At 66.2% G+C, this 23,842-nt stretch carries 23 protein-coding genes; 14 read left to right on the top strand and 9 right to left on the bottom strand.

The genetic code is table 11. The features are described 5' to 3' along the window. Nucleotides 1-212: 212 nt before the first annotated feature. From QW845_RS25715 to QW845_RS25705, 3 genes are all read left to right on the top strand, one after another. Nucleotides 213-1,784 carry a flagellin gene (locus QW845_RS25715; RefSeq protein WP_315804310.1) on the top strand — a complete coding sequence of 524 codons (1,572 nt, stop codon included), beginning with the start codon at nt 213-215 and terminating at the stop codon, nt 1,782-1,784. A 371-nt stretch (nt 1,785-2,155) separates the two neighbouring features. Further along, nucleotides 2,156-2,521 (top strand): flagellar biosynthesis regulator FlaF, encoded by a 366-nt coding sequence (gene flaF / locus QW845_RS25710; protein WP_315715999.1) that lies wholly within the window; start codon nt 2,156-2,158, stop codon nt 2,519-2,521. Nucleotides 2,522-2,755: 234 nt separating this feature from the next. Continuing rightward, on the top strand, nt 2,756-2,920 hold the full coding sequence (locus QW845_RS25705; protein WP_315804309.1) for a hypothetical protein: 165 nt from the start codon (nt 2,756-2,758) through the stop codon (nt 2,918-2,920). Nucleotides 2,921-3,010: 90 nt separating this feature from the next. Here QW845_RS25705 and QW845_RS25700 read toward each other — a convergent pair whose 3' ends face one another. The 4 genes from QW845_RS25700 to QW845_RS25685 form a co-directional block, all read right to left on the bottom strand. Next, nucleotides 3,011-3,397, bottom strand: coding sequence for a hypothetical protein (locus QW845_RS25700; RefSeq protein ID WP_315804308.1), 387 nt, complete (start codon nt 3,395-3,397; stop codon nt 3,011-3,013). A gap of 212 nt (nt 3,398-3,609) precedes the next feature. Continuing rightward, entirely contained in the window at nt 3,610-4,095 is a 486-nt protein-coding gene (locus tag QW845_RS25695; protein WP_315804307.1) for a hypothetical protein, read from the bottom strand. A 56-nt stretch (nt 4,096-4,151) separates the two neighbouring features. Continuing rightward, nucleotides 4,152-4,538, bottom strand: a complete 387-nt coding sequence (flgJ, locus tag QW845_RS25690; protein WP_315804306.1) for a flagellar assembly peptidoglycan hydrolase FlgJ — start codon at nt 4,536-4,538, stop codon at nt 4,152-4,154. Next, nucleotides 4,538-5,662, bottom strand: coding sequence for a flagellar basal body P-ring protein FlgI (locus QW845_RS25685; RefSeq protein WP_315804305.1), 1,125 nt, complete (start codon nt 5,660-5,662; stop codon nt 4,538-4,540). The genes flgJ and QW845_RS25685 overlap by 1 nt, the downstream gene beginning before the upstream one ends. A 269-nt stretch (nt 5,663-5,931) precedes the next feature. Between QW845_RS25685 and QW845_RS25680 the strand changes: the two genes are divergently transcribed. Beyond that, the gene (locus tag QW845_RS25680; RefSeq protein WP_315804304.1) at nt 5,932-6,345 is read left to right on the top strand and encodes a flagellar assembly protein FliX; all 414 of its coding nucleotides are present in this window, start codon (nt 5,932-5,934) and stop codon (nt 6,343-6,345) included. Between the two features lie 16 nt (nt 6,346-6,361). Here QW845_RS25680 and QW845_RS25675 read toward each other — a convergent pair whose 3' ends face one another. Then, on the bottom strand, nt 6,362-6,736 hold the full coding sequence (locus QW845_RS25675) for a helix-turn-helix domain-containing protein (protein ID WP_315804303.1): 375 nt from the start codon (nt 6,734-6,736) through the stop codon (nt 6,362-6,364). Nucleotides 6,737-6,879: 143 nt separating this feature from the next. Here QW845_RS25675 and QW845_RS25670 point away from each other — a divergent pair, with 143 nt between their 5' ends. The 5 genes from QW845_RS25670 (at nt 6,880) to QW845_RS25650 (ending at nt 12,443) form a co-directional block, all read left to right on the top strand. Beyond that, nucleotides 6,880-7,491: an NAD(P)-dependent oxidoreductase gene (locus QW845_RS25670; RefSeq protein WP_315804302.1), complete on the top strand. Its 612-nt coding sequence runs from the start codon at nt 6,880-6,882 to the stop codon at nt 7,489-7,491. 228 nt (nt 7,492-7,719) lie between these two features. Beyond that, complete coding sequence (gene dksA / locus QW845_RS25665; protein ID WP_170323279.1) at nt 7,720-8,085, top strand: RNA polymerase-binding protein DksA; 366 nt, start codon at nt 7,720-7,722, stop codon at nt 8,083-8,085. Between the two features lie 231 nt (nt 8,086-8,316). Next, nucleotides 8,317-10,374 (top strand): sensor histidine kinase, encoded by a 2,058-nt coding sequence (locus QW845_RS25660; RefSeq protein WP_315804301.1) that lies wholly within the window; start codon nt 8,317-8,319, stop codon nt 10,372-10,374. Nucleotides 10,375-10,471: 97 nt separating this feature from the next. Next, on the top strand, nt 10,472-11,509 hold the full coding sequence (locus tag QW845_RS25655; RefSeq protein ID WP_315804300.1) for an aldehyde reductase: 1,038 nt from the start codon (nt 10,472-10,474) through the stop codon (nt 11,507-11,509). 142 nt (nt 11,510-11,651) lie between these two features. Then, entirely contained in the window at nt 11,652-12,443 is a 792-nt protein-coding gene (locus tag QW845_RS25650) for a 2-keto-4-pentenoate hydratase (protein ID WP_315804299.1), read from the top strand. A 358-nt stretch (nt 12,444-12,801) separates the two neighbouring features. On the opposite strand, the gene flgH is transcribed toward QW845_RS25650, so the two are convergent. The 4 genes from flgH to flgF are packed head-to-tail and all read right to left on the bottom strand — an operon-like array spanning nt 12,802 to nt 16,249. Further along, complete coding sequence (gene flgH / locus QW845_RS25645; RefSeq protein ID WP_315804298.1) at nt 12,802-13,581, bottom strand: flagellar basal body L-ring protein FlgH; 780 nt, start codon at nt 13,579-13,581, stop codon at nt 12,802-12,804. Between the two features lie 5 nt (nt 13,582-13,586). Beyond that, nucleotides 13,587-14,651, bottom strand: coding sequence for a flagellar basal body P-ring formation chaperone FlgA (gene flgA / locus QW845_RS25640; RefSeq protein WP_315804297.1), 1,065 nt, complete (start codon nt 14,649-14,651; stop codon nt 13,587-13,589). A gap of 22 nt (nt 14,652-14,673) precedes the next feature. Next, the gene (gene flgG / locus QW845_RS25635; protein WP_315804296.1) at nt 14,674-15,462 is read right to left on the bottom strand and encodes a flagellar basal-body rod protein FlgG; all 789 of its coding nucleotides are present in this window, start codon (nt 15,460-15,462) and stop codon (nt 14,674-14,676) included. Between the two features lie 22 nt (nt 15,463-15,484). Next, nucleotides 15,485-16,249: a flagellar basal-body rod protein FlgF gene (gene flgF / locus QW845_RS25630; RefSeq protein ID WP_315804295.1), complete on the bottom strand. Its 765-nt coding sequence runs from the start codon at nt 16,247-16,249 to the stop codon at nt 15,485-15,487. Between the two features lie 376 nt (nt 16,250-16,625). On the opposite strand from flgF, the gene fliL reads away from it, so the two are divergent. The 5 genes from fliL to QW845_RS25605 all read left to right on the top strand — a co-directional run bounded on the left by fliL (nt 16,626) and on the right by QW845_RS25605 (nt 23,487). Continuing rightward, a complete protein-coding gene (fliL, locus tag QW845_RS25625) occupies nt 16,626-17,120 on the top strand; it encodes a flagellar basal body-associated protein FliL (protein WP_315804294.1) in 495 nt (164 codons plus the stop codon). Between the two features lie 20 nt (nt 17,121-17,140). Next, nucleotides 17,141-18,343 (top strand): flagellar motor switch protein FliM, encoded by a 1,203-nt coding sequence (fliM, locus tag QW845_RS25620; RefSeq protein ID WP_315804293.1) that lies wholly within the window; start codon nt 17,141-17,143, stop codon nt 18,341-18,343. Continuing rightward, nucleotides 18,340-18,819, top strand: a complete 480-nt coding sequence (locus tag QW845_RS25615) for a DUF6468 domain-containing protein (RefSeq protein ID WP_315804292.1) — start codon at nt 18,340-18,342, stop codon at nt 18,817-18,819. Before fliM ends, QW845_RS25615 begins: the two co-directional genes overlap by 4 nt. Beyond that, nucleotides 18,816-19,586 (top strand): flagellar protein FlbB, encoded by a 771-nt coding sequence (locus QW845_RS25610; RefSeq protein WP_315804291.1) that lies wholly within the window; start codon nt 18,816-18,818, stop codon nt 19,584-19,586. The genes QW845_RS25615 and QW845_RS25610 overlap by 4 nt, the downstream gene beginning before the upstream one ends. Before the next feature lie 103 nt (nt 19,587-19,689). Further along, a complete protein-coding gene (locus tag QW845_RS25605) occupies nt 19,690-23,487 on the top strand; it encodes a tetratricopeptide repeat protein (protein ID WP_315804290.1) in 3,798 nt (1,265 codons plus the stop codon). Nucleotides 23,488-23,842 lie beyond the last annotated feature (355 nt).

Genomic DNA, 23,842 nt, shown 5'->3' with positions numbered 1-23,842 from the left:
CTCGACGACCAAGGCGGCGGGGGAAACCCCGCCGCTTTTTTTCGCCTGGTTTGGCCGTCCGGCCCGTATCAATACTGGTCTGGAACCGGACGCGAGTGGAGCTGAGGGATCGCAACCAATCGTTAAGCAAGAAATTTAAAGCGCCATTAACCATGTTTTAAAAGTGGATGGACTAGAACCTCCTGGTGAATAACTAGGAAGGTTTCACACACATGTCCGGTATCGTTCTCTCGGCTTCGGTTCGCCAAAACCTGCTGGCGCTGCAAAACACCGCATCGCTGCTGGCCACCACTCAAAACAACCTGGCCACCGGCAACAAGGTCAACACGGCGCTCGACAACCCCACCGAATTCTTCACCGCGCAATCGCTCAACAACCGCGCGAGCGACATTGCGAACCTGCTCGACAGCATCGGTAACGGTGTCCAGGTTCTCCAGGCTGCGAATACCGGTCTCACCTCGCTGCAGAAGCTGGTCGACAGCGCCAAGTCGATCGCAAGCCAGGTGCTCCAGGCTCCCACGGGCTACACGACCAAGTCGAGCGTGACCTCCGCGGTCATTCCGGGGGCGACGGCCAACAACCTGCTCGGCAGCTCCTCGAACAAGTTCGTGACCGGCTCCGCGGTCAACAACGACAACACCAGCACGGCGGTCGCGATCACTGGCTCCACCAGGCTGTCCGGCACGGCGAGCTCTACCTCGAACGACCTGGCGAGCAGCGTCACGACCGGCGACACGCTCGTGGTCAACGGCGTGGTGTTCACCTTCGTAGCCGGTTCGGTCTCGGCCGGCACCAATATCGGCGTCGGCGACACCGTCAGCAACCTCCTCGCCGCGATCGACTCGGTCACCGGCGCAACCGCTACGCCATCCTCGGTGACGGGAGGCCAGATAACTCTCGCGACAGGCACGGCGCAGGATCTGACAGTCTCGGGCACGGCCCTGGCCAAGCTCGGATTGACGGCCGCAACCACGACACGCAATCCGCCAGCATTGTCAGGACAGACACTGACCATAGCTTCGACAGGAGGCGGTGTCGCAACCAACATAACGTTCGGCACCGGCGCCTCGCAGATATCGACTCTGGCGCAGCTCAATACTGCGCTCGCGGCCAACAATCTGCAGGCAAGCCTCAGCACGAACGGCCAGCTCACGATCCTGACCACCAACGAATCGGCGTCCTCGACGATCGGCGCGGTGGCCGGCTCCTCCACGGCGGCAAGCCAGGCCTTCAACGGTGTGACGGCATCCACGCCGGTGGCCGACACCAACTCGCAGACCACACGCGCCGGATTGATCGCCCAGTACAACAACGTGCTGGCGCAGATCGACACCACGGCGCAGGACGCCTCGTTCAACGGCATCAACCTGCTGAACGGCGATACGCTCAAGCTGGTATTCAACGAGACCGGACGGTCCACGCTGAACATCACCGGCGTGACCTTCAACAGCACCGGTCTCGGGCTGTCGGCGCTGGTCGTCGGAACCGACTTCCTCGACAGCAACTCGGCCAACAAGGTGCTGTCGACGTTGAACAGCGCATCGACGGCGATCCGCTCCGAGGCGTCATCGCTCGGCTCGAACCTGTCGATCGTGCAGGTCCGTCAGGACTTCAACAAGAACCTGATCAACGTGCTGCAGACCGGCTCGTCGAACCTGACCTTGGCAGACACCAACGAGGAGGCGGCCAACAGCCAGGCGCTGTCGACCCGCCAGTCGATCGCGGTCTCCGCGCTCGCGCTGGCCAACCAGTCGCAGGCGAGCGTGCTGCAGCTCCTGCGCTGAGCGCGAACGCGCTGGAATAATATCTCATCGAAGCGGCGGGCCTTGCCCGCCGCTTCTGCGTTTGGCCATGCCGAGCGTGCCGGCACTGGTCTCCGTTCGATGTCGGGGAGCGGTGGTCTCGCTCTGCGAGAACACCGTTATTCGTGTAGTTCGCGCCGCCGGGTTGGATGAACAACGTACGATCTTCGTCCGGACATTTTGAATCAGCGCATTCGCAAGAAATTAAGAGGTGCACCAAACAAAGCGATTTGCGGTGCTCCGTGACGCTACGAAACAAATTCCGCTAACGGCCGCTAACCATATTTTAAAGGCACACAAAGTACAAAACCTGAGCAGTTTGGTCGTGTCCCTGCGTCAGTCCGGAGTAGTTGATGTCATATGCCGCTCAAGCCTATGCCCGCACGTCGCAGACGACGGCATCACCACGGGAGATCGAAGCCCAGGCTCTGTTGAAGGCGGCACGGCAGCTGCAGGAAGTCCAGGCCAATTGGAATGGCCCCGATCGCAACATGTACAAGGCTCTGCTCTTCAATCGCCGCTTGTGGACGATCTTCATGAGCGCGATGGAGGCGGACGACAATCCGAATCCGCTCGACATCCGCCAGAACATCGCAAACATCGGCGTGTTCGTGATGAAGCAGACGATCGAGATGCAGATGGATCCGGATCCGGCGAAGCTCAAGTCGCTGATCGACATCAACTGCCACATCGCCGCGGGATTGTCCGGGCGGAGCTGACCACAGGGGCAGGGGCGGGAGGCGCGTCATCGCGACCGATATCGCCAGCATCCCGTCTGCGTCCGACAAGTCGAACCTGTTCAATACGGCGCGAAGCAACAGCAGATACGTGGCCGTCGATCCGAGCTCCATCAGGGCGGCTGGCGCGGAAGATATGCCAACGGGACGTCGTTCACGGTCTCGATCGCCAACGTCGAGGGCTTTCACGCCAAGCTTCGCTACCAGCGCGACGGCGTGAACAAGTATCAGGACATGCTGATCAAGGACAATGCGTTCAGGATCGGCGATACGAAGTTCACGCTGGCCGGCAACGGCAAGGCCCAGATCGAGAACGTGGTCACCCACCTGGCCTCGGGCCAGACCGATCTCGACGCCGCCTACGCGATACGGAGCAGTTGATCCGCCAGAGCTGCGCCGCTCGATACGGCAACGCCGCCCGGTGGGGCGGCGTGCAGGCGGCGGAATGAAGCGGCTCGATCCCGCGGGGGCTCAGGCTGTGCGATCGGTCGCCACGACGCGCGGCACGTCCGCCTTCTGCAGATCCTTCTGCAGGTCGAGCGTGTTGAAGTAGGCCCGGCGGCGCAGCACGGCCTCATCTGGATATTGGGTCACGACCTGGTCGGTCTTGCGGTTGACCACCTGGAACACCAGAGCGGCAGCGGCGCGATCGTAATAGGCCTGGCGCGAGACCGAAAGATCGTTTGCGATGTTGACCGGGACGTCGTTGCGCACGGGGGCGCCGGGCTCGGCCGCGGTCACGGTCTGGCTGGGAGGAAGGTCCGTTGGAACAGCGCTTACCACCGCCTGGCTCGACGGTGGAATTATCGGAACGGACGCTGGCGTCCCTACCGGTCTTACGCTGAAATCGGAACTCATGGCAGCCTCCTCATGGCCATCGAGTCAATTCCCAACCCATCCCGCTTGCAACTATGCCGATGACCAATCAACGTTATGTTAGGAAATAGGATGAACGGCGCGTTGTGATTCGCCCGGGCCTTTTAAGCTTATCCGAGCGTTAAGCGGCGATGGCCGCGCGGCCCGTGAGGCGGCGCGGCGCTGCGATGCAGATGGGGGTCTGGCGGTGAGGCTCAGAGCGTCCGGCTGACGGCGAGCGGGGTGAGGTGCCGCGCCCCCGGGGCGGCGCGGCGGCCGCCGGCGGTATAGGTGCTGGGGATGTTCTTGCGCTGAACCTCGGCATTGACGCCGCGCACGATCTTTTCCGAGATCGCGTGCGCAGTGGCCAGCACGGTCAGGTTCACCTGCAGCATGGCGCGGAAGGTGTCGTGGTGACGGTGCAGGGTGGCGAGCAGCTCCGGCGCGGTCTGCTTCATGAAAGTCTGGCTCGCCTTGAGGCGGCCCACGGTCGTGACGTAGTGGCGGGACAGCTCGGTCTTCTTGGGGCCGAACGCCATGCCTTCGCGCAGCTTGCCGGCGCGGACCAGTTCGGTCTCCTGCTCGATGACCGCGATGAGCTCGCTCATGACGCTCACCATCTCGTCGGCGAGCGCGCGTGCCTCTGCGGCGCTGGTGGCGGCGGTGTAGGTCGTCTTCTTCGCCTGGCCCTGTGCGGTCATTTCATAACTCCCTTCGGCGTGAGCGTTTGCCGCCCACGCGCTTGTCACGCGAACATCTACGCTTTGCCGTTGGCGCCGGAGCTGCTGGCGGCCTGTTGCAGGATGAGGGTCCGGAAGACGTCGTTGGAGATGCCGACGCCTCCGGCCTTGGCGAAGTTCTTGGAATATTGCTCCGTCAGCATCGAGCGCCAGACGCCGGTGCCGGGCGTATCGCCGAACGGGCCGTCGCCCTTCACGCCGCTGGTCATCTGCGAGAACATGCTGTTGAGGAACATCGCTTCGAAGTCGGTTGCCGTCGCCTTGGCCCTGGCCTGTGCCTTGGGCGAGACCTTGGTCAGCGCCTGGGCGAGATCGAGATCGGTGCGCGGCACGGTGACGGCCGCAGCCGTCGGCATGCTCAGAGCGACGCGGCCATGATAGGAGTCGATGAAGGACGTCGCCATCACATCACCTCGATGTCGGCTTCGATCGCGCCGGCCGCCTTGATGGCCTGCAGGATGCTGATCAGGTCGCGGGGACCGATGCCGAGGCCGTTGAGGCCGTCGACCAGTTGCTGCAAGGAAACCCCGTCCTTGACGACCGCGAACTTCTTGCCTTCCTCGGTGACGCCGACGCTGGTGCGCGGCGTGACCACGGTGCGGCCGCGGGACAGCGGGTTGGGCTGGCTGACCTGCGGACTTTCGGAGATCGTGACGGTGAGGTTGCCCTGCGCCACGGCGACGGTCGCCACGCGCACGTCGCGGCCCATCACGATGATGCCGGAGCGCTCGTCGATGACGATCTTGGCGGCGAGATCCGGGTCGACCTGCAACTGCTCGATCTCGGTCAGCAGGGCGACGACGTTGCCCTTGAACTCCGGCGGGATGCTCAGCTGTACCGTCGACGGATCGATCGGCTCGGCAGTCTTGACGCCGAGGAAATCATTGACCGCAGCCGCGATGCGCTTGGCGGTCGTGAAATCGGCGTTGCGCAGCGCGAGCCGCACGTTCGGCAGCCGGTTCAGCGCGAACTCGATCTCGCGCTCGATGATGGCGCCGTTGGCGATGCGGCCGACGGTCGGCACGCCGCGTACGATCTTGGCGGCCTCGCCTTCGGCCTGGAAGCCGGAGATCGCGAGGGAGCCCTGCGCCACCGCATAGACGTTTCCGTCGGCGCCGAGCAGCGGGGTGACGAGAAGGGTGCCGCCCTGCAGGTTCTTGGCGTCGCCGAGCGCGGAGACCGTCACATCCATACGCGTGCCTTGTGTGGCGAATGGCGGCAGGTTTCCGGTGACCATGACAGCGGCGACGTTGCCGGTGCGGATGGTGGCGCCGCGGATGTTGACGCCCATGCGCTCGAGCATCGCCTGCAGCGACTGCTTGGTGAACGGGATGTTGTTCAGCGTATCGCCGGTGCCGTTGAGGCCGACCACGAGGCCGTAGCCGATCAGCTGGTTCTGTCGCACGCCCTCGATATTGGCGAGATCCTTGATCCGCGAGGTCGCATTCGCAGACATGACGGTAGATGCCAGCGCCAGCACGGCGGCGCAGGCGACCTGAAACAGGCGCGTAGTTCGGACGCGTCGCATCCTATGCTCCCCTCGAACACTTCAAGTGATCACTCGGCCACTCCCATGACCGCATGATCGGCATCAACTATGCGAGCACCGTGCCAGGGCGATGCTCCGGGCTAACTCATTGAAAGAGTGTAAAATCAATCGCGAGCCTTGTTGCGATCCCGGGGTTCGCCGGGGGAACGAAGCTGCCGCCCCGGCAGAATTTGCCGGGCCGTTTACGCACCGTTAACCACGGCGGAGCCAATCTCCCGCTCGACACGCGAAGCTTGCGGGAGCCATCGATGCGCATCTACGGACCGAACGGCACGACCCTGGGCTCGTCGACCAGCTCCACACGGAAGACCTCGTCCAGCGGCTTCAAGCTGCCCGACGTCGGCACCACGCAGGACACGCGCGCGACCCTTGCGCCGAAGCAGACCGCGAACATCGATGCGCTGCTGGCGCTGCAGGGCATCGAGGAAGAGCCGGCGGAGCGCCGCAAGCGCTCGGTCCAGCGCGGCAAGCGTGCGCTCGATGTGCTCGATGATCTCAAGCTGACGCTGCTGTCCGGCAAGCTCGACACCGCGATGGCGCTGCGGCTGCGCGATGCCGCGGCCGACCTGAAGCAGACCTCGGGCGACCCGGGACTGGATGCGATCCTCTCCGAGATCGAGCTGCGCGTCGAGGTCGAGCTCGCCAAGGCCGGGCGGGGCTGAGACGCATCGCGCGCGTTCAAGCCGCCTTCGACGGCTGCTGCGCGTCGTAGCGGCGCTGCGCCGCGGTGACCTCCTTGAGATGGCGCTCGGCCCAGTCGCGCAGCGGATCGACCGCAGCGGCGAGCGTCAGCCCAAGCGGCGTGATCGAATATTCGACCGTGACCGGAACGGTCGCGATCGCGCGCCGCCGCACCAGGCCGTCGCGCTCCAGGCTCTTCAGAACCTGGGACAGCATCTTCTGCGAAATGCCTTCGATCGTCCGCCGCAACTGATTGAAGCGCAACGGTTCGTTGCGCAGCAGGATCAGGATCAGCACGGCCCATTTGTCGCCGACGCGATCCAGGATCTGGCGGGTCGGGCAGTCGGCGGCGTAGACGTTCGCGGCTCTCATCGGTTACTCCGGCGTGACCAGGTGATCTTAAAGTACGCTCTTAACACCAGCATTCGTTCGGCTATCTAGTCACTATCGGATACCGAGGTGGCTGCGTCCAGTCTCGGATCCGACCTCGTGATCTCGAACATAGGAGCTGCCCCATGAAGATCGCCGTCGCCGGCGCGTCCGGCCGTGCCGGATCCCGTATCACCGCCGAGCTGGCCAGCCGCGGCCACCAGGTCACCGGCATCGCCCGCAACCCGGACAAGATCGAGAAGCGCGCCAACGTCACGGCGGTGCAGGGCGATGCCAACGACCGCGCCGCGCTGGCGAAACTCTGGGCCGGCCATGATGTCGCGATCAGCGCGATCCATTTCCTGGTCAGCGATGTCGAGACCCTGATCGGAGCCGCCAAGGACTCCGGCGTATCGCGTTACCTCGTTGTCGGTGGTGCCGGCTCGCTCGAGGTCGCGCCGGGTGTGCGGCTGGTGACGACGCCCGGCTTTCCGGCCGCCTACAAGGCCGAAGCGGAGAAGGGCGCCGCGTTCCTCGACCGTCTGCGCCAGGAGAGGGAGCTCGACTGGACCTTCCTGTCGCCCTCGGCAATGATCGATTTCGGCGCCCGGACCGGCAAGTTCCGGCTCGGAACGGACCAGCTGCTGGTCGATGCCGACGGCAAGAGTTTCGTCACCTTCGAGGACTTCGCGGTCGCGATGGCCGACGAAATCGAGCGTCCGGCGCACCGGCGGGCCCGTTTCACGGTCGGTTACTGAGGCCATCCACGGCGTCCCGCCGGCCGGGGTCGAATTTGCCTGTGCAACGGCCCGAACGGCGGGGCGCCCGTGCCGATGGAAATATTGTCTGTCACATGAGGCCGCTATATAACGCGGCCGCGAACGGGCGTATTCCGTCCGCCGGTGCCGAAACCGGCGCCAGCACGTACAGATGGGCTGACCTTGGAAAAGTTGAAGAACTACAAACCTTCCGAAAAAGAGCCTTTCATGAACGAACGCCAGCGCGACTATTTCCGCGCCAAGCTGCTGGCATGGAAGGAGGAGATCCTGCGCGAATCGAAGCTCACCCTGCAGGCTCTGCAGGAGGAGAACGTGAACCATCCGGACCTCGCCGACCGCGCGTCGTCGGAGACCGACCGGGCGATCGAGCTTCGCGCCCGTGACCGCCAGCGCAAGCTGATCTCCAAGATCGACGCGGCGCTCCAGCGTATCGAGGACAACACCTACGGCTATTGCGAGGAGACCGGCGAGCCGATTTCGCTGAAGCGGCTCGAGGCCCGTCCCATCGCGACGCTGTCGGTGGAGGCGCAGGAACGCCACGAGAAGCGTGAAAAGGTCTATCGCGACGAGTAGATCGCGACGCTGACCTGAACGAGCAGGGATTGCGGCCGCTTGCCGGGTGCGGCCGCAGTGTTGACGGCCGAGACGTGTTCGTGCGGTCCGCACAGGCTGTGCGGGAGCGAACGCAAGCGCCTTTGTTCTCCCGGAACTTTTCGGCGTCTGCTGAATTATCTGCGGTTCCATCTCGGAACGCCGCGGGGAATCATGGGCGAGCCGAACATAGCCAGAGGCGCGCTGGCAACGATGCAGCGTTCCTACGGCGTCCTGAGCATCAAGGGACGCCTCCTTCTGCTGGCCGGCATTCTGTTCCTGCCCTGCGTCGGGCTGATCGCCTATGTCATCGTGTCGATGGCGCAATCTGCCGACGCCTCGATCCGGCGCGGCCTGTCCTATGCCGCGCAAACGATCTCCGGTGCCGTCGACGCCGAACTGCGGCGCTACATCGCGCTCGCGGAGGTGCTGGCGAAGTCGCCTGATCTCAGCGCTGCCGATCTCAGCAGCTTCGAGGCAGAGGCGCGCCGTGTCGGTGCGGTCAGCGGCGAAGGCTGGATCATCGTGTCCGACGCCAGCGGCCGGCTGCTGCTCAACACCATCGCAACGCCGGGCAAGCCGCTCGGCGAGCGCACTCCCGAGGGCCGGCGCTCGCAGGAGCGGGCGTTTCAGTCGGGGCGGCCGTCGATCTCGGACATCTTTACCGGCCCCAACTCCGGCGCGTGGGTGGCGACCGTCGATGTCCCCGTCTTCAAGGACGGCAAGCCGTTCCGCTGCCTTTCGATTGCCATGCCGGCCGCGAGCTACACCCGGCTGCTGGCCCAGCAGCAGCTGCCGGCCGACTGGCTGGTCGGCATCATGGACGGCCAGGGCCGCTACGTTTCGCGCATCCCGAAGAACGCGACCACGACCGGGCAGCCGGCGTCGGCCGGCTGGCGGGCGACGGCCAAGACCGAGGGGATTGCGGAGTTTCCGTCGATCGAGGGCGATCGGGTCATCAACGCCAATGCGCGTCCCCAACTGAGCGACTGGACGGTCGGGGTCGGCATCAAGCAGGCGGCCTTCGCCCAGGCGATCTCCTCGACGGTCCAGACCGCAACCATCGCGGCGACGACGATCTGCGCCCTGGCGCTGCTGCTCGCGGCCGGCATCGGCCGAAGCATCGCCCGGCCGCTCGAAAGCATTGCCGTCAAGAGCGCCATCCCCGGCGAGGCCGCGCCCGCCGATCCCCCGGAGGTCCGGGCGCTCAACGCCCGACTGGCTGCGGCCGAAAGGGCGCAGGCGGAGAGTGCACGCGTCATCCAGGAGAATTTCGGGATGCTCGCCCAGGCCAGGGACGATGCGTCGCGCACGGCCGGGCAGCTCAAGCTCGCCGCGAAATACGGACGGCTTGGCACCTTTACCTGGGACGGCAGATCCGGCGCCAGCCACTGGTCCGATGAGATCGAAGAGCTCTATGGTCTTGCGCCGGGCACGTTCCCCGGGACCTATGACGCTTGGCTGGCGCTGGTGCATCCCGAGGATCAGGCGCGTGCCGACCGGGACAACAAGCAGGCGCTGATCACCGGGGAGCTCGATTCGGAATGGCGGGTGCCGCTGCCCGACGGCTCGATCCGGTGGATCGAGGCGCGCGCCCGCATGCTGGGCGGCGAGGGCGGCGGCGATCCGTACATGATCGGCGTGAACATCGACGTCACGGCCGCGAAGGAAGCCGACCGCAAGCGCGAGCTGCTGGTGCATGAGCTCGCCCATCGCGTCAAGAACAGCCTCGCCGTGGTGCAGTCGCTGGCGCATCAGCTGCTGCCGCGCCACGACGCCAAGGTCCGCGATTTCACCTCGCGCCTGCATGCGCTGGCGACGGTGCACACCAGCCTCGCCGAGAACGACTGGCAGGGCGCCGATCTCGCCGCGCTCATCAGGAGCCAGGTCGCGCCGTTCGCCGGCACACCGGATCAGCTCGCGACCAGCGGCCCCGCCGTCCTGGTCCCGGTCGAGCTGACGACGCAGCTGGCGCTCGTCATCCACGAGATGGCCTGCAACGCCAGCAAATACGGCGCGCTTACCACGCCCAACGGTCACGTCGATGTCAGCTGGTCGCTGGCGCAGGACGCGCTGCATGTCCGTTGGCAGGAGAGCGGCGGCCCGCCGGCAACAGAGCCGCCGGTGGTCGGCTTCGGCAGCCGGCTGCTGACCCGCACCGTCAGGCATCTGCAGCGGACGTTTGCCGAGAGCGGGCTGACCTGCCAGTTCGAGCTGCCCTGGCTCAGGACGCCTGGCGAGAGTTCGGTGGCCGCAACGGAAGCGAGCTGAGCGCCGGCGCGCGAAGCGCAGCGGGTCCCGACATGGCCTTGCCATCGCGCACTGCCATCCTTGCGCCCAGGAGTCCTGCCCGGAGAACGCAATTCTGATGAGCGAGGTTCTGGTTACCGGCGGCTCCGGCTTCATCGGGGCGCATGCGATCCTGCAGCTGCTGGCCGCGGGTCACCGTGTCCGCGCGACCTTGCGCAGTCCCGATCGGCAAAGCGAGGTTTTGACAATGCTCCGGCGCGGCGGGGCGACCGACACCGGGCCGCTGTCGTTTCATGCCGCAGATCTCACCTCGGACGAGGGCTGGGCGGCGGCGGTCGATGGGTGCAACTATGTTCTGCACGTCGCCTCGCCACTGCCGGCCGCCGTGCCCAAGGAAGAGGATGAGCTCATCGTGCCGGCCCGCGAGGGCACCTTGCGGGTGCTGCGGGCGGCGCGCGATGCCGGTGTCAGGCGCGTGGTGGTGACCTCATCCTTCGCCGCGGTCGGCTACGGCCACGAGGGGCGGCGCCGGCCGTTCGACGAGACCGACTGGAGCCGGCTCGATGGTCCGGGCATTCAACCCTATCCGAAGTCCAAGACCCTCGCCGAGCGCGCGGCCTGGGAGTTCATCGCCCGCGAGGGCGGCGCGCTGGAGCTTGCAACGATCAATCCGGTCGCCGTGCTCGGCCCTGTCCTGGGCCCGGATTTCTCGACCTCCATCGCGATGGTGCAGGCGCTGCTGGCCGGCCAGGCCCCCGCCGTGCCCCGCATCAGCTTTGGCCTCGTCGACGTGCGCGATGTCGCCGACCTGCATCTGCGGGCGATGACAGACCCGGCCGCCAAGGGCGAGCGCTTCCTGGCGATGGCGGGCCGGAGCGTCTCGCTGCTGGAAATCGCGCAAGTCCTGCGCGCGCGGATGGGCGTCGGCGGGCGACGGGTGCCACGGCATGAGCTGCCTGACTGGCTGGCGCGCCTGCTCGGCGTGGTGGTGCCGCAGCTACGCGCCGTGCAGCCGCTGCTTGGGCGTTATTGCGAGGCGAGCGCCGACAAGGCGCGGCGTCTGCTCGGCTGGAGTCCACGCTCCAACGAGGACGCGATCGTCGCCACTGCGGAAAGTCTGCTCGAACTCGGTATCGTGAAACGTGAAATCGGTTGAACGAGCCGCTTGCGCCGCGGCCGCGCCGTCTCAAATTGTTGAGGAAGCTGAGATGGGAGTCCAAAACTCGTTTATAAACAATCCGTTCACCATAGATCCTGCGATGCCGGTTCGGGCCGCGGGCCAGGGGAGTTGAAGGGCCATGGGAGCAGACGAGATCCTTGCCGCTGCGCGACTGATCGTGGATGCCCGCAAGCAGCGGGCGCCCCTGGGGGCTCTGCCGCCTCAGCTTCAGCCGAAGGATGAAGCGGCCGGCTATGAGATCCAGCGCGAAGTCCATTGGCTGCTCGCCGAGCAGGCCGGTGACTTCGCCGGCTACAAGATCGGCTGCACCAGCAAGGTGATGCAGGACTATCTTGGCATTCCGCATCCCTGTTCCGGCGGAGTGTTCGCGTCCGGTATTCACCAGACAGGTGTCGAACTGCGCACGGCCGACTTCGTCCGCGTGGGCGTCGAATGCGAGATCGCCGTGCGACTCGAGCACGACCTGCCGCCGTTGGACGCGCCGTTCACCATGGATCGGGTCATCGAGGCGATCGGCGACTGTCATGCGGCGATCGAGATCGTCGACGACCGTTATGTGCAATGGCAGACGCTGGGAGCGCCGACGCTGGTCGCCGACGATTTCTTTGCTGCCGGCTGTGTCCTCGGCCCGGCGCTCCCACGCGCTGCCGTGGCGGACCTGGCCGCTGTGCAGGGCCGTGCCATCGTCAACGGCACCCTGGTCGGCGAGGGCACAGGCGCGGATGTGCTGGGACATCCGGTCCATGCGCTGGCCTGGCTTGCTAATCATCTCGCCGCGGGTGGTGACGGGCTCGAGGCCGGGCAGCTCGTCCTGACCGGCAGCCTGGTCAAGACGATCTGGCTGGGCGCGGGCGACCGGGTACAGATGGAGCTGGACGGCCTCGGCGTGGTCGAGGCCGCGTTCGTGTGAGCCGAGGTGGCGCTGGAACGCTTTGAGCTGGCGTCCATCAGCTCGGGTGTGACAACTAAAACGAACACGGCCTCCGGCAGGGGAGCTACCGGAGGCCGCGTATACATCACCCGCCGCGCCTAGGTTCGCATAGGGCAATGTGGGAGCTGGTTTTCAGAGAAGGGCGGCGGCTGCGGGGTCATGCGCCATGACCCATATCGCGCTCGGCCAATCCCTTGTCCGACCCTCCCGCCTGGGGAGGGATTTCGGTCGTGTGTCCTGGTCCTCGTTTCGATTCGCGCCTTGCGAGGTCATCGCATGGGCGGCTTCCAGTGCGACCGGGCGGCGCTCCGCCCGGTCCTTGATGCTGAGGTTTGCCTCAGAACGGCAGCAGGATGTCCATCACCTGCTGGCCGTAGCGCGGCTGCTGGATGTCGGTGATCTGGCCGCGGCCGCCGTAGGAGATGCGAGCCTGGGCGATCTTGGTGGAGTCGATGGTGTTGTCGCTCTGGATGTCCTCGGGGCGGACGATGCCGGCCACGATCAGCTCGCGGATCTCGTAGTTGACCCGGATCTCCTGCTTGCCTTCGACGACGAGGTTGCCGTTTGGCAGCACCTGGGTCACGACCGCGGCGACGCTGGTGGTCAGGGACTCCGACCGCTGGATGGTGCCCTTGCCGTCGGAGGACGAGGTGCCGTCGGCGGTCAGGATGCGGCCGGGCAGCACCTTCTGCGCCTGCACGCCGAGCGTCTTCGCGCCGATGAAGTCGGTGATGCCCGAATCCTCCTTGTTGGTGCGGCTGCGCTGGGTTTCGTTGGCGAAATTGGCCTTGTCGGAGATGCTGACCGTGACGGTCAGGAGGTCGCCGACCTGACGGGCGCGCTGGTCCTTGAAGAAGGCGCGCGAGCCGTTCCGCCACAGCGAGTTCGGCGCGTAGGACACGGTCTCGGGCTTCGGCATCGGCATCTGCACCGGCTTGTAGCCCGGCTGCGTGGTCGGATTGTCGATCTCCGTCAGCTTCGGCCGCTCGCCGATCTGGCTGAGACGGTCGATCGAGGAGCATCCGCCGGCGATCGACAGCACCGCGAAGGAGACCGAGATCAGCGCGACCCGGCGCAGGCTCGATGCGCCCCGATCATCAAACTTGAACTTCGACATGAAACTTACTCGGCTTTCGGGGTGGCGGAGGTGGGAAGGCGGCTGGCGACGGCCACGGGCGCGGCGATGTCCGCTTCGGAGGTCTGCGCCGGCTTGGCGACGGCGATGTCGACGGAGACCTGGCCGCGACCCGAGACGCGGCCGGTCACGGTGCGCTTGGACTGCAGATTGAGCACGCTGACGACATCGCCTTCGGTGCCCGACTCCAGCGCCTTGCCGCGCGTGGTGAGATAGATGCCGGCGGTCTGAAAGATCAGCGTGACCGCCTGGTCGCGCTGCACGAGGTCGGGCTTGGCGAGGTCGGTGGTCTTGAGCGCCTGGCCCGCGCGCGCCGGGCGGCGCATCTGCATGCCCACCGCGAGCTCGCGCGAGGCGGGTTCGCCGCCGCCGAGCTCGGCACGCGGCCGTCGCTCGGTCTGCAGGTCGCCGGAGCGGATCATCTCGTTGCGATCGATGTTGCGGGTCAGCACCACGGCCTCGACGGTCTCGATCGCCGTGCCGGTGTAGCGCAGCTTGGTCGTACCAGCGCCATTGGCCTGGCCGAGCTCCAAGGTGATGTCGAAGCGGCCGCTGCGTGGGTCGAACCGGACGCTGGTCGGCGCCAGCGTGCCCGACATCGACGCCTCGAATTTGAGGTCCTGCACCGGCTGGTCGAAGCTGATGCTGAGGTTCGCGGCATCGCCAAGGCCGTTGCGGTGATCGAGCGCCTGGGCCACCGCCGCGCCGATCTCCTTGGCATCGACGGCGCGCGCCAGCCGCGTGACCGCGACCTCCTTGATGTCGCGGACCTCGACGCCGATCACCTGGTGGGTGCGCAGGGTCGCGATCACCTGCGCGGCCGGCAGCACGCCGGTGGTGCCGAGGTCGGGCGCGCGGTAGACGGCGATGTTGGCCGCGACGCCCGCATTGTCGATCAGGTCGCCGACGCGAACGATGTCGCCGGTGACGTTCACGGTGGAGCGCAGCACGGGCGCCTTGATCTGGTCGTCGGCCTCGCCGGCCAGCGCCGACAGCGCAGTCGAGGCGAGCAGGGCAGCCGCAAGAAGCAAGGGACGGACGGTACGGGTCATGACGGTGATCTCCCTTCGAACCTCAGCGGAACAGCGCCGTGGTCGACTGCAGCATCTGGTCGGCGGCCGAGATGACCTTCGCGTTCATCTCGTAGGCGCGCTGCGCGGCGATCAGCTCGCTCATCTCGCTGACGACGTCGACATTGGCCTGCTCCAGGCTGCCCTGGGTGATGCTGCCGAGACCGTCCTGGTTGGCGACGCCGTCCTGCGGCGGCCCGGAGGAGGGGGTGTCGGTGAACTGGTTGTTGCCGACCGGCTGCAGGCCGGCCTTGTTGATGAAGCGCGTGATCTGGAGCTGGCCGATGATGTTCGAGGTGGTCGAGCCCGGCAGCGTCACCGAGACCTGGCCCTGCGCGTTGACCGTGATGCCCGAGGCGTTCTGCGGGATCGTGATGGTCGGCTGCACCGGGTTGCCCTGGGCGGTGACGATGCGGCCCTGATTGTCCATCTGGAAGGTGCCGTCGCGGGTGTACTGGAAGGTGCCGTCGGGCATCAGCACCTTGAAGAAGCCCTCGCCCGAGATCGCGAGGTCGAGGTCGTTGCCGGTCTGCGACAGCGTGCCCTGGGTCATCGAGCGCGGCGTGCCGACGGTCTTGACGCCGCCGCCGATGTCGATGCCGACGGGCAGGATCGTGCCCTGGTCCGACGACTGCGCGCCGACGCGGCGCATGTGCTCGTAGATCAGATCCTGGAACGCCACCGTCTGCTTCTTGAAGCCGGTGGTGCGGAGGTTGGCGATGTTGTTGGAGATCACCTGAACGTTGAGTTCCTGTGCCGCCATTCCGGTCGCAGCGGTGTGAAGCGCCTGCATGTCACGTCTCCTTCAAGGTCTGTCAGGCCGGAACGTCGGCGAGCTTCTCGATCGCGTTCTTGCGCAGGTCGCTCTGGACCTGCAGCATGTTGGCGACCTGGGTGTAGGCGCGCATCACTTCGACCATCTTGCTCATCTCGCCGACCGCGCTGACGTTCGACTTCTCGATGTAGCCCTGCTGGATGGTCGACTTGGTGTCCTGCTGCGGGGTGGCGCCGCCGGCCGCGGCGTAGAGGTTGTTGCCCTGCTTCTGCGCGGCCTGCGGATCGGCGAAGTTGACGATGCGCAGCTTGCCGCGGATCGAGTCGGTGCGGTTGAGGCCCTCGACCACCGTCACGGTGCCGTCGGGCGAGATGTTGATGTCGTGGTCGGTCTGCTGGAACACGATCGGACCGCCGGTGCCGAGCACCAGGTCACCGGCGGCGGTGACGAGCTGGCCGAGGTTGTTCATGTGCAGATTGCCATCGCGGGTGTAGCGCTCGCCGGCCGCGGTCTGCACCGTCAGGAAGCCGTCGCCCGTGACGGCGACGTCGAGCGCGTTGCCGGTGCGCTGCATCGAGCCCTGCGAGAAGTCGCGATAGGTGCCGCGGTCCTGGACATAGGACACCCTGCGGCCGGCTACCGGAAAATTGTCCTCATGCGCGCCGGAGGAGAGATACTCCTCGAACAGCTGCTGATCGGCCTTGAAGCCGTTGGTGTTGACGTTGGCGACGTTGTTGGCAACGACGTCGAGTTGTCGCTCCAGCACCATCTGCCGCGACAATCCGATGAGAAGCGCATTCTCCACCGGTCGATCTCCCCTCTTAACGAATCCCGTTCGCGGCACCTCTCCCAAGGCGGTCTCGACCGGGTCTTCCAGAACCGTTCAGCTCTCCCAAGCCGGCGGGTTCGCAAGGGGTACAGCGAAAGCCGTGCCAACTCTGAAACTATCAATAAATCAATGGTTTGGATTTCAGTGCGGGTTCCGAACACCCGGCAATAACGTCTCGCTAACCATAATTGCCCGGCAAGTTTTTCCCACCGCCTCGGCAAAAGAAAGCTTCCGTTAACCATTGTTACCGTAGCGTTCCCTCAACAAAGCGCAGATGCGCTGGGAGCGTTGGTTTCGCGTCATTAAGCTTTCTGGCGGCATCGGCTCGATTTTCCGGAAGGATCCGAAAGCTATGGCCGAGAACGAAGCCGGAGCAGGCGAAGGCGAGGAGCAAGCAGGCTCGCCGAAGAGCAAGCTCAAGCTGATCATCATGGTCGTCGGCGCGCTGGCGCTGCTCGGCGTCGGCGGCGCGGCCTATTTCTTCTTCTTCAGCCACAAGAACGACGAGCATCACGCCGAGGCGGCGCCGCCGCCGAAGCCGCCGGCCTTCGTCGAGGTGCCGGACCTTCTCGTCAACCTGGTCGGCAATCCCGGTGACCGCGTCCAATATCTGAAGGTGAAGATCGTGCTCGAGGTGAAGGAGGAGAAGCAGGTCGAGACGATCAAGCCGACGCTTCCGCGCGTCACCGACATCTTCCAGACGTATTTGCGCGAGCTCCGGCCGAGCGACCTCAACGGCTCGGCGGGCCTGTTCCGGCTCAAGGAGGAGCTCACCAAGCGGGTCAACGTCGCGCTGGCGCCCAACCAGGTCAACGCGGTGTTGTTCAAGGAAATCGTGGTCCAGTAAGGCAAAGAAGCGCAACGATCATGGCTGGCAACGATCAAGTCGACCAAGATGCGATAGCCGCGCAATGGGAAGCCTCGCTCGACTCGGAGGATCCCACAGAGGCCGCGGAAGCCGCAGCAGCCAACGAACTCACCGAATCGATGGCCCTGCAATGGGCCGCGATGGTCGAGGACGGCAGCCGCGATTTCGGCGCCACCAAGAACGGCGGCGAGCGGGTGCTGTCGCAGGAGGAGATCGACAACCTCCTCGGCTTCACCGCCGGCGAGGTCAGTCTCGACGACCATTCCGGCATTCGCGCGATCATCGATTCGGCGATGGTCTCCTACGAGCGTCTGCCGATGCTCGAAATCGTCTTCGACCGCCTGGTGCGGCTGATGACGACGTCCTTGCGCAACTTCACCTCCGACAACGTCGAGGTCTCGCTCGACCGCATCACCTCGGTGCGCTTCGGCGACTACATGAACTCGATCCCGCTGCCCGCCGTGCTCAGCGTGTTCAAGGCGGAGGAGTGGGAGAATTTCGGGCTCGCCACCGTCGACTCGACCCTGATCTATTCGATCATCGACGTGCTGCTCGGCGGCCGCCGCGGCAACACCCAGCTCCGCGTCGAGGGCCGCCCCTACACGACGATCGAGACCAACCTGGTCAAGCGCCTGATCGAGGTGGTGCTGAGCGATGCCGAGCAGGCGTTCCGGCCGCTGTCGCCGGTGCGCTTCACCATCGACCGGCTCGAGACCAACCCGCGCTTCGCCGCGATCAGCCGGCCCGCCAACGCCGCGATCCTGGTGAAGCTGCGGATCGACATGGAAGACCGCGGCGGCAACATCGAGCTGCTGCTGCCCTACGCGACCATCGAGCCGATCCGGCCGGTGCTGTTGCAGATGTTCATGGGTGAGAAGTTCGGCCGCGATCCCGTCTGGGAAGGCCACTTCGCCACCGAGATCACCAAGGCCGAGATCGCCGTCGACGCCGTGCTCTACGAGGCCGACGTGCCGCTGAAGCAGCTCATGAAGCTGAAGGTCGGCGACACCCTGCCGCTCGACATCCGTCCCGATGCGCTGGTCGCGGTCCGCTGCGGCAGCACCATGCTGACGGAGGGGCGGATGGGTCGGGTCGGAGACCGCGTCGCGATCCGTGTCACCAAGAATTTGCGCAAGCCGAATACGACGCTTGCGATGTTCGAAGGCGCCGAAGGCCAGAACAAGTTGATGGAGGCCCAATGAACCACTCCCTCGGATTGATCATCGAAAGCCTGGTGGCGGTCCTATTGGTGCTGACCATCGGCTATTGCATGCTGCTGAATTCCAGGCTGAAGCGGCTGAAGGCCGACGAGCATTCGCTCAAGGCCGTGATCGCTGAGCTGATCACCGCGACCGAGATCGCCGAGCGCGCGATCGGCGGCCTCAAGCTCGCGGTGCGCGACGTCAACGACAATCTCGGCAATCAGCTCGCCGCCGCGACGCAGATGTCCGACCAGTTGCGCAAGCAGCTCGCCGAGAGCGACGGCGTGGTGCGCCGTCTCTCGCGCATCGCCAGCGCCGCGCGACCCATCACCTCGCCTGACGCCGCGCCCGAGCCGGCGCCGGCGCCTGTGCCGGCGATCACGACCGAGCCGGTGCGCGTCTCCGGTGCCAAGGCGGTTGCCGCCGCGGCCCAGGCATTCTCCGAACGTCGAAGGACTGGTGGCCTTGCCGCATGAATGCGTTTCGTAACATCCGCGTCATTCCCGTCGTCCTGATCGCGGTGGCCTGCCTCGCGGTCCTGAAGGTGGCCGGCCTGGTGATCGATGGCGGCTACGTTTTCGACTACGACCCTCACCCGACCAAGCGGTCCTGGGCTCAGGAGAACCTCGGCTATCCAGGCCGCGAGGACAATGACATCGTCACCGGCTCCACGCACGGCGCGCCGAAGGAGAAGAAGGAGGAGGCGCCCAAGCCCGCCGCTCCGGACACCAAGCCCGAGGGTGTCGTGATCAAGCCCGAGGAGAACCAGCAGCAGGTGTCGCCGGCGGAGAAGGCGATCCTCGAGCGGCTGCAGTCGCGCCGCCAGGAGCTCGACGCGCGCGCGAGAGAGATCGACATCCGCGAGAGTCTTTTGCGCGCCGCCGAGCAGCGCATCCAGTCCAAGACCGAGGAGATGAAGGCGATCGAGGGCCGCATCTCCGGCGCGCAGGCCGCCAAGACCGAGGCCGACAACGCCCGCTTCAAGAGCATCGTCACGATGTACGAGGGCATGAAGCCGAAGGACGCCGCCAAGGTGTTCGACCGGCTCGAGATGTCGGTGCTGATCGAGATCGCCTCGCAGATCGCGCCACGCAAGATGTCCGACATTCTCGGCCTGATGACGCCGGAGGCGGCCGAACGGCTCACGGTCGAGCTCGCCCGCCGGGCCGGCGCCGAACGGCCCGAGGCGAGCGCCGAGCTGCCGAAGATCGAAGGCAAGATCGTGCCCGTGAAGAGCAATTGAGCCGTATGTTTAATGCGCCCTTAAACGCCGGCACCTAGATTTCCGGCGTGGCGGGGCAGGCGTATCCGTCAAGTTGCGGATGTCGAACCGGAAGCTTGTGACCATGGCGCGCACGACTCCCATTGGATTGCGGTCGAAGGCCCGCGCACGGGCGCGCGCCGGCCTCGCGCTGCTGTCGGCCATCGTCATCGGCCTGGTGCTGTCCACGGTCGCGGCGGGCGCTGCACCGGTGCCGGGCGAGGCGAGCCTGTCGGCTCAGGACGGCTATGCGCGGCTGGTGCTGAAATTCGCCGAGGACGTCAGCGCCGACGTCACCACCGCCGGCTCGATTCTGCTGATCAGGTTCGATCGCCCCGCCACCGTTCCGATCGACCGCTGGGTCGATGCGGCGCCCGACTACATCTCGTCGGCCCGCGGCGACCCCGACGGCTCGGCGCTGCGGCTGTCGCTGTCGCGCAAGGTCCGCGTCAACACCATGACCGCGGGCGAGCGCGTCTTCATCGACCTGTTGCCCGACAGCTGGACCGGGCCGCCGCCGCCGCTGCCGGCCGAGGTCGTGCGCGAGCTCGCCGAGCGCGCGCGCGCCGCCGAGAAGGCGCTGCGGCTGCAGCGCGCCGAGGCGGAATCGAAGAAGCGGCCGCCGATCCGGGTGCGCGCGCTGGTGCAGCCGACCTTCGTGCGCTTCGTGTTCGAGATCCCCGACGGCGTCGGCATCTCCTCGGTGCTCAACGACCAGAAGCTGTCGCTGTTCTTCACCGCGCCGCTGTCCTTCGATCTCGCCGACGCCAAGATCGTTTCGCCGCCCAACGTCGCCGCGATCAACCAGCGCATCGACGGCAGCAGGACCGTCGTCGAGATCGGCCTGATCGGCGAGGTCGACGTTCGCGCCTTCCGCGAGGAGAAGAACTACAACATCGACGTCGCCTATCAGCAGCCGGACAAGAAGGTTTCCGCAGTCTCCTCGGACACGCTGCCGGGCGCCAAGGCGGCCGCGGCCGAGAAACCCAACGGCAGCAAGCCCAATGGTGACAAGCCGAAGCAGGCTGCGCAGCCGGAGATCGTGCCGCCGACCTCCGACACCATCGCCAAGGAGATGAAGACGGAGGCCAAGCCGGCGCCTGCGGTCGCGGCGCCAGCCACGGAGCCCGCGGCCGAGCCTGCGCCGTCGGCAGCTGCTGCTGCCGCGCCGGCCGAAGCCGCGCCCGAGCTCCCCAAGCCTGAAGCTGCTGCGCCTGAAGCTGTCAAATCCGAGGCGGCCAAATCCGAACCAGCGAAGCCCGAGGCGATGAAGCCGGAGGCCGGCAAAGCCGAAGCCGCCAAGCCCGTCGAGAGCAAGTCGGCCGAAGCCAAGGCTGTAGCGGCCAAGTCGGCCGAAACCAAGTCGGCCGAAACCAAGCCTGCCGAAACCAAGCCTGCCGAAACCAAGCCGGCCGAGAAGGCAGCCAATGGAGCCGCCACCCTGGAGGCCTTGCGCGACAGCGAGGGCCTGCGGCTCACCTTCGGCTTCGGCCAGGTCACGCCGGCGGCGCTGTTCCGCCGCGGCGATACGGTATGGATGGTGTTCGATTCGACCAAGCCCGTCGACGTCGAGCCCATCCGCGCCAAGGGCGGCGCCATCATCGGCGAGGTCAACAGGATGCCGCTCGATAACGGGCAGGCGATCCGGATCCGGCTCAACCGCCCGCAGATGCATTCGCTCGGCAGCGATGATGGCGGGCGCAGCTGGACGCTGTCGTTCGCCGACAAGGGCCAGGCCAATCAGCAGCCGCTGATGGTGATGCGCAACGTCACCGATCCCGCGCTTGCCAATGTGATGGTGCCGCTCGCCAATCCCGGAGCCGGCATGCTGCACCGCCTGACCGACCCGGATGCCGGCGACACGCTGCTGGTCGTGACGGCGCCGCCGCCGATCCGGGGCTTCATCAAGCGCCAGGATTTCGTCGATCTGTCGCTGCTCGATTCCATCCACGGCATCGCCGTGCGTCCGAATTCGGATGACATCGCCGTCGAGATCGCGCCTGACAAGGTGATCCTGGGCCGGCCGGGCGGGCTGACGCTGTCGTCGATCGGCTTTTCGCCGGAACGGGCGCCGACCGCTGTCAGGCCGATGTTCGACATCGACGAATGGCAGCAGAACCAGACCCAGCCGTTCGTGCCGCGCGAGGATCTCCTGATCAAGGCCGCGGCCAACGCCGAGCCGGAGCGGCGGGCGCAGACGCGGCTGGCGCTGGCGCGCTTCTACATGGCGCGAGCGATGTATCCGGAAGCGCGCGGTGTCACCAATCTGATGATCTCCGACGCCGATCCGCGCACCGACGAGACCGCCATGCTGATGATCCACGCGGTGGCAAGCATCCTGATGGGCCGGCCGGACCAGGGCCTCAAGGATCTCGCCACGCCGTCGATCGGCAACAATTTCGACTCCCAGATGTGGAAGGGCCTCGCTTTCGCCCGGCAGGGCAAGTTTGCGGACGCGCGCGAGAAGCTGAAGAACGTCGAGTTCGCCATCGCCTCGCTGCCGCTCGACCTGCAGCGCATCGTGATCGCGGATGCGATGAAGTCGGCGCTCGAGATCAAGGATTTCGCCGGTGCCGCCAAGCGGCGCGCCGAGATCGACGTGATCGGCGTGCCCGCGGACATGAAGCCCGACATCGCCGTGCTGCGCGGCCGGCTCGCCGAGGCGATGGCGCAGGAGAAGGACGCGCTCGACGACTATCGCTTCGCCGTGAACTCCGACGACCGCCCGGCAGCCGCCGAGGCCAAGCTGCTGGAGATCAAGCTCCTGCAGAAGCGCGGCGAGATCAAGCCGTCCGACGCGCTGAAGGAGCTGGAGACCTTGCAGGCGATCTGGCGCGGCGATGCGATCGAGGTGCAGACGTTGCAGATGATGGCGCAGCTCTATGAGGAGGCCGGGCGCTACGCGGACTCGCTCGAGGCCGCGCGCCAGGCCACCCGCCTGATGCCCAACTCCGACTTGGCGCGGCAGGCCCAGGATGCAGCCTCCCGCCTGTTCTCGCAGCTGTTCCTGAGCGGCAAGGCCGACGAGCTTCCGCCGGTCGATGCGCTCAGCATCTTCTACGGGTTTCGCGAGCTGACTCCGATCGGCCGCCGCGGCGACGAGATGATCCGCAAGCTCGCCGACCGCCTGGTCGGCATCGACCTGCTCGACCAGGCCGCCGAGCTTCTGCAATACCAGGTCGACCATCGCCTCGAAGGTGCGGCGCGCGCCCAGGTCGCCGCGCGTCTCGCCATGGTCTACCTCACCAACCGCAAGCCGGACCGTGCCATCGAGGCGCTGCGCACCACCCGCATCGCCGATCTCGCGGGCGAGCTGCGCCAGCAGCGGCTGCTCTTGGAGGCGCGCGCCAACAGCGACATCGGTCGTTACGACCTCGGGCTGGATATCATCAGCAACATCGGCGGCCGCGAGGCGATCCGGCTGCGCTCCGACATCTACTGGGCGTCGCGGCGCTGGCGCGAGGCGTCCGAGCAGATCGAGCTCTACTACGGCGATCGCTGGCGCGATTTCCGCCCGCTCAATCCGGCCGAGCGCGGCGACATCCTGCGCGCCGTGGTCGGCTATGCGCTCGCCGACGACGCCATCGGCCTCGCCCGCTTCCGCGAGAAATATGCGCCGCTGATGACCGGCGAGGCGGACAAGATCGCGTTCGACGTCGCCAGCAAGCCGGCGAGCGGCTCCAGCGCCGAATTCGCCCAGATCGCGAAGATGGCGGCGAGCGTCGATACGCTGGACGGCTTCCTTCGCGACATGCGCGCGCGCTTCCCGGATGCCACCGGCAAAGGACCGGACGGCGGCAAGGATGCTGCGAAGGCCCCGTCGGAGGCGACCGGCGCCCTGCCGCGCATCCAGGGTGTCAAGCAGGCGATCGCCGGCCGTTGATCTCAGCGCAGAGCGGGAGATCCAATCAGATGACCAAGCCGGCCAGGGAAAGCTACTTCCCCTCACCCTGAGGGCCTGCCGTCGGCGGGCGTCTCGAAGGGCGGGGCCCGGATCGTGGCCTCATGGTTCGAGACGCGCCGCTATTCTAACTATTCGTCATGGCCCGATTGGTGATGCGGCGCTCCTCTCCATGAGGAGCCAGCTCCGATGCCGGAGCTGGCACGCCGGCCATGAGCGGCGTGCTCGTGGAGAGGATCAAGCGCCGAGAACGGCTCTGCACACGACCATGAGGGTCGCTGTGGACTCCGACAGCCCCCCTGAGAGGGTGGAGAGCGGTTGCTGCGGTCGATCTCGA

This window comes from Bradyrhizobium sp. SZCCHNS3002, assembly GCF_032377435.1.
GTDB lineage: Bacteria > Pseudomonadota > Alphaproteobacteria > Rhizobiales > Xanthobacteraceae > Bradyrhizobium.
Note: the sequence above shows the minus strand (reverse complement) of the source record. Positions and strands in the feature narration are given on the sequence as shown.

Bases quoted from the DNA above. Each gene is read 5' to 3' on its own strand.
- QW845_RS25715 (WP_315804310.1), top strand. From the start codon at position 213: ATGTCCGGTATCGTTCTCTCGGCTTCGGTTCGCCAAAACCTGCTGGCG.
- flaF (WP_315715999.1), top strand. From the start codon at position 2,156: ATGTCATATGCCGCTCAAGCCTATGCCCGCACGTCGCAGACGACGGCA.
- QW845_RS25700 (WP_315804308.1), bottom strand. From the start codon at position 3,397: ATGAGTTCCGATTTCAGCGTAAGACCGGTAGGGACGCCAGCGTCCGTT.
- QW845_RS25695 (WP_315804307.1), bottom strand. From the start codon at position 4,095: ATGACCGCACAGGGCCAGGCGAAGAAGACGACCTACACCGCCGCCACC.
- flgJ (WP_315804306.1), bottom strand. From the start codon at position 4,538: ATGGCGACGTCCTTCATCGACTCCTATCATGGCCGCGTCGCTCTGAGC.
- QW845_RS25685 (WP_315804305.1), bottom strand. From the start codon at position 5,662: ATGCGACGCGTCCGAACTACGCGCCTGTTTCAGGTCGCCTGCGCCGCC.
- QW845_RS25680 (WP_315804304.1), top strand. From the start codon at position 5,932: ATGCGCATCTACGGACCGAACGGCACGACCCTGGGCTCGTCGACCAGC.
- QW845_RS25675 (WP_315804303.1), bottom strand. From the start codon at position 6,736: ATGAGAGCCGCGAACGTCTACGCCGCCGACTGCCCGACCCGCCAGATC.
- QW845_RS25670 (WP_315804302.1), top strand. From the start codon at position 6,880: ATGAAGATCGCCGTCGCCGGCGCGTCCGGCCGTGCCGGATCCCGTATC.
- dksA (WP_170323279.1), top strand. From the start codon at position 7,720: ATGAACGAACGCCAGCGCGACTATTTCCGCGCCAAGCTGCTGGCATGG.
- QW845_RS25660 (WP_315804301.1), top strand. From the start codon at position 8,317: ATGCAGCGTTCCTACGGCGTCCTGAGCATCAAGGGACGCCTCCTTCTG.
- QW845_RS25655 (WP_315804300.1), top strand. From the start codon at position 10,472: ATGAGCGAGGTTCTGGTTACCGGCGGCTCCGGCTTCATCGGGGCGCAT.
- QW845_RS25650 (WP_315804299.1), top strand. From the start codon at position 11,652: ATGGGAGCAGACGAGATCCTTGCCGCTGCGCGACTGATCGTGGATGCC.
- flgH (WP_315804298.1), bottom strand. From the start codon at position 13,581: ATGTCGAAGTTCAAGTTTGATGATCGGGGCGCATCGAGCCTGCGCCGG.
- flgA (WP_315804297.1), bottom strand. From the start codon at position 14,651: ATGACCCGTACCGTCCGTCCCTTGCTTCTTGCGGCTGCCCTGCTCGCC.
- flgG (WP_315804296.1), bottom strand. From the start codon at position 15,462: ATGCAGGCGCTTCACACCGCTGCGACCGGAATGGCGGCACAGGAACTC.
- fliL (WP_315804294.1), top strand. From the start codon at position 16,626: ATGGCCGAGAACGAAGCCGGAGCAGGCGAAGGCGAGGAGCAAGCAGGC.
- fliM (WP_315804293.1), top strand. From the start codon at position 17,141: ATGGCTGGCAACGATCAAGTCGACCAAGATGCGATAGCCGCGCAATGG.
- QW845_RS25615 (WP_315804292.1), top strand. From the start codon at position 18,340: ATGAACCACTCCCTCGGATTGATCATCGAAAGCCTGGTGGCGGTCCTA.
- QW845_RS25610 (WP_315804291.1), top strand. From the start codon at position 18,816: ATGAATGCGTTTCGTAACATCCGCGTCATTCCCGTCGTCCTGATCGCG.
- QW845_RS25605 (WP_315804290.1), top strand. From the start codon at position 19,690: ATGGCGCGCACGACTCCCATTGGATTGCGGTCGAAGGCCCGCGCACGG.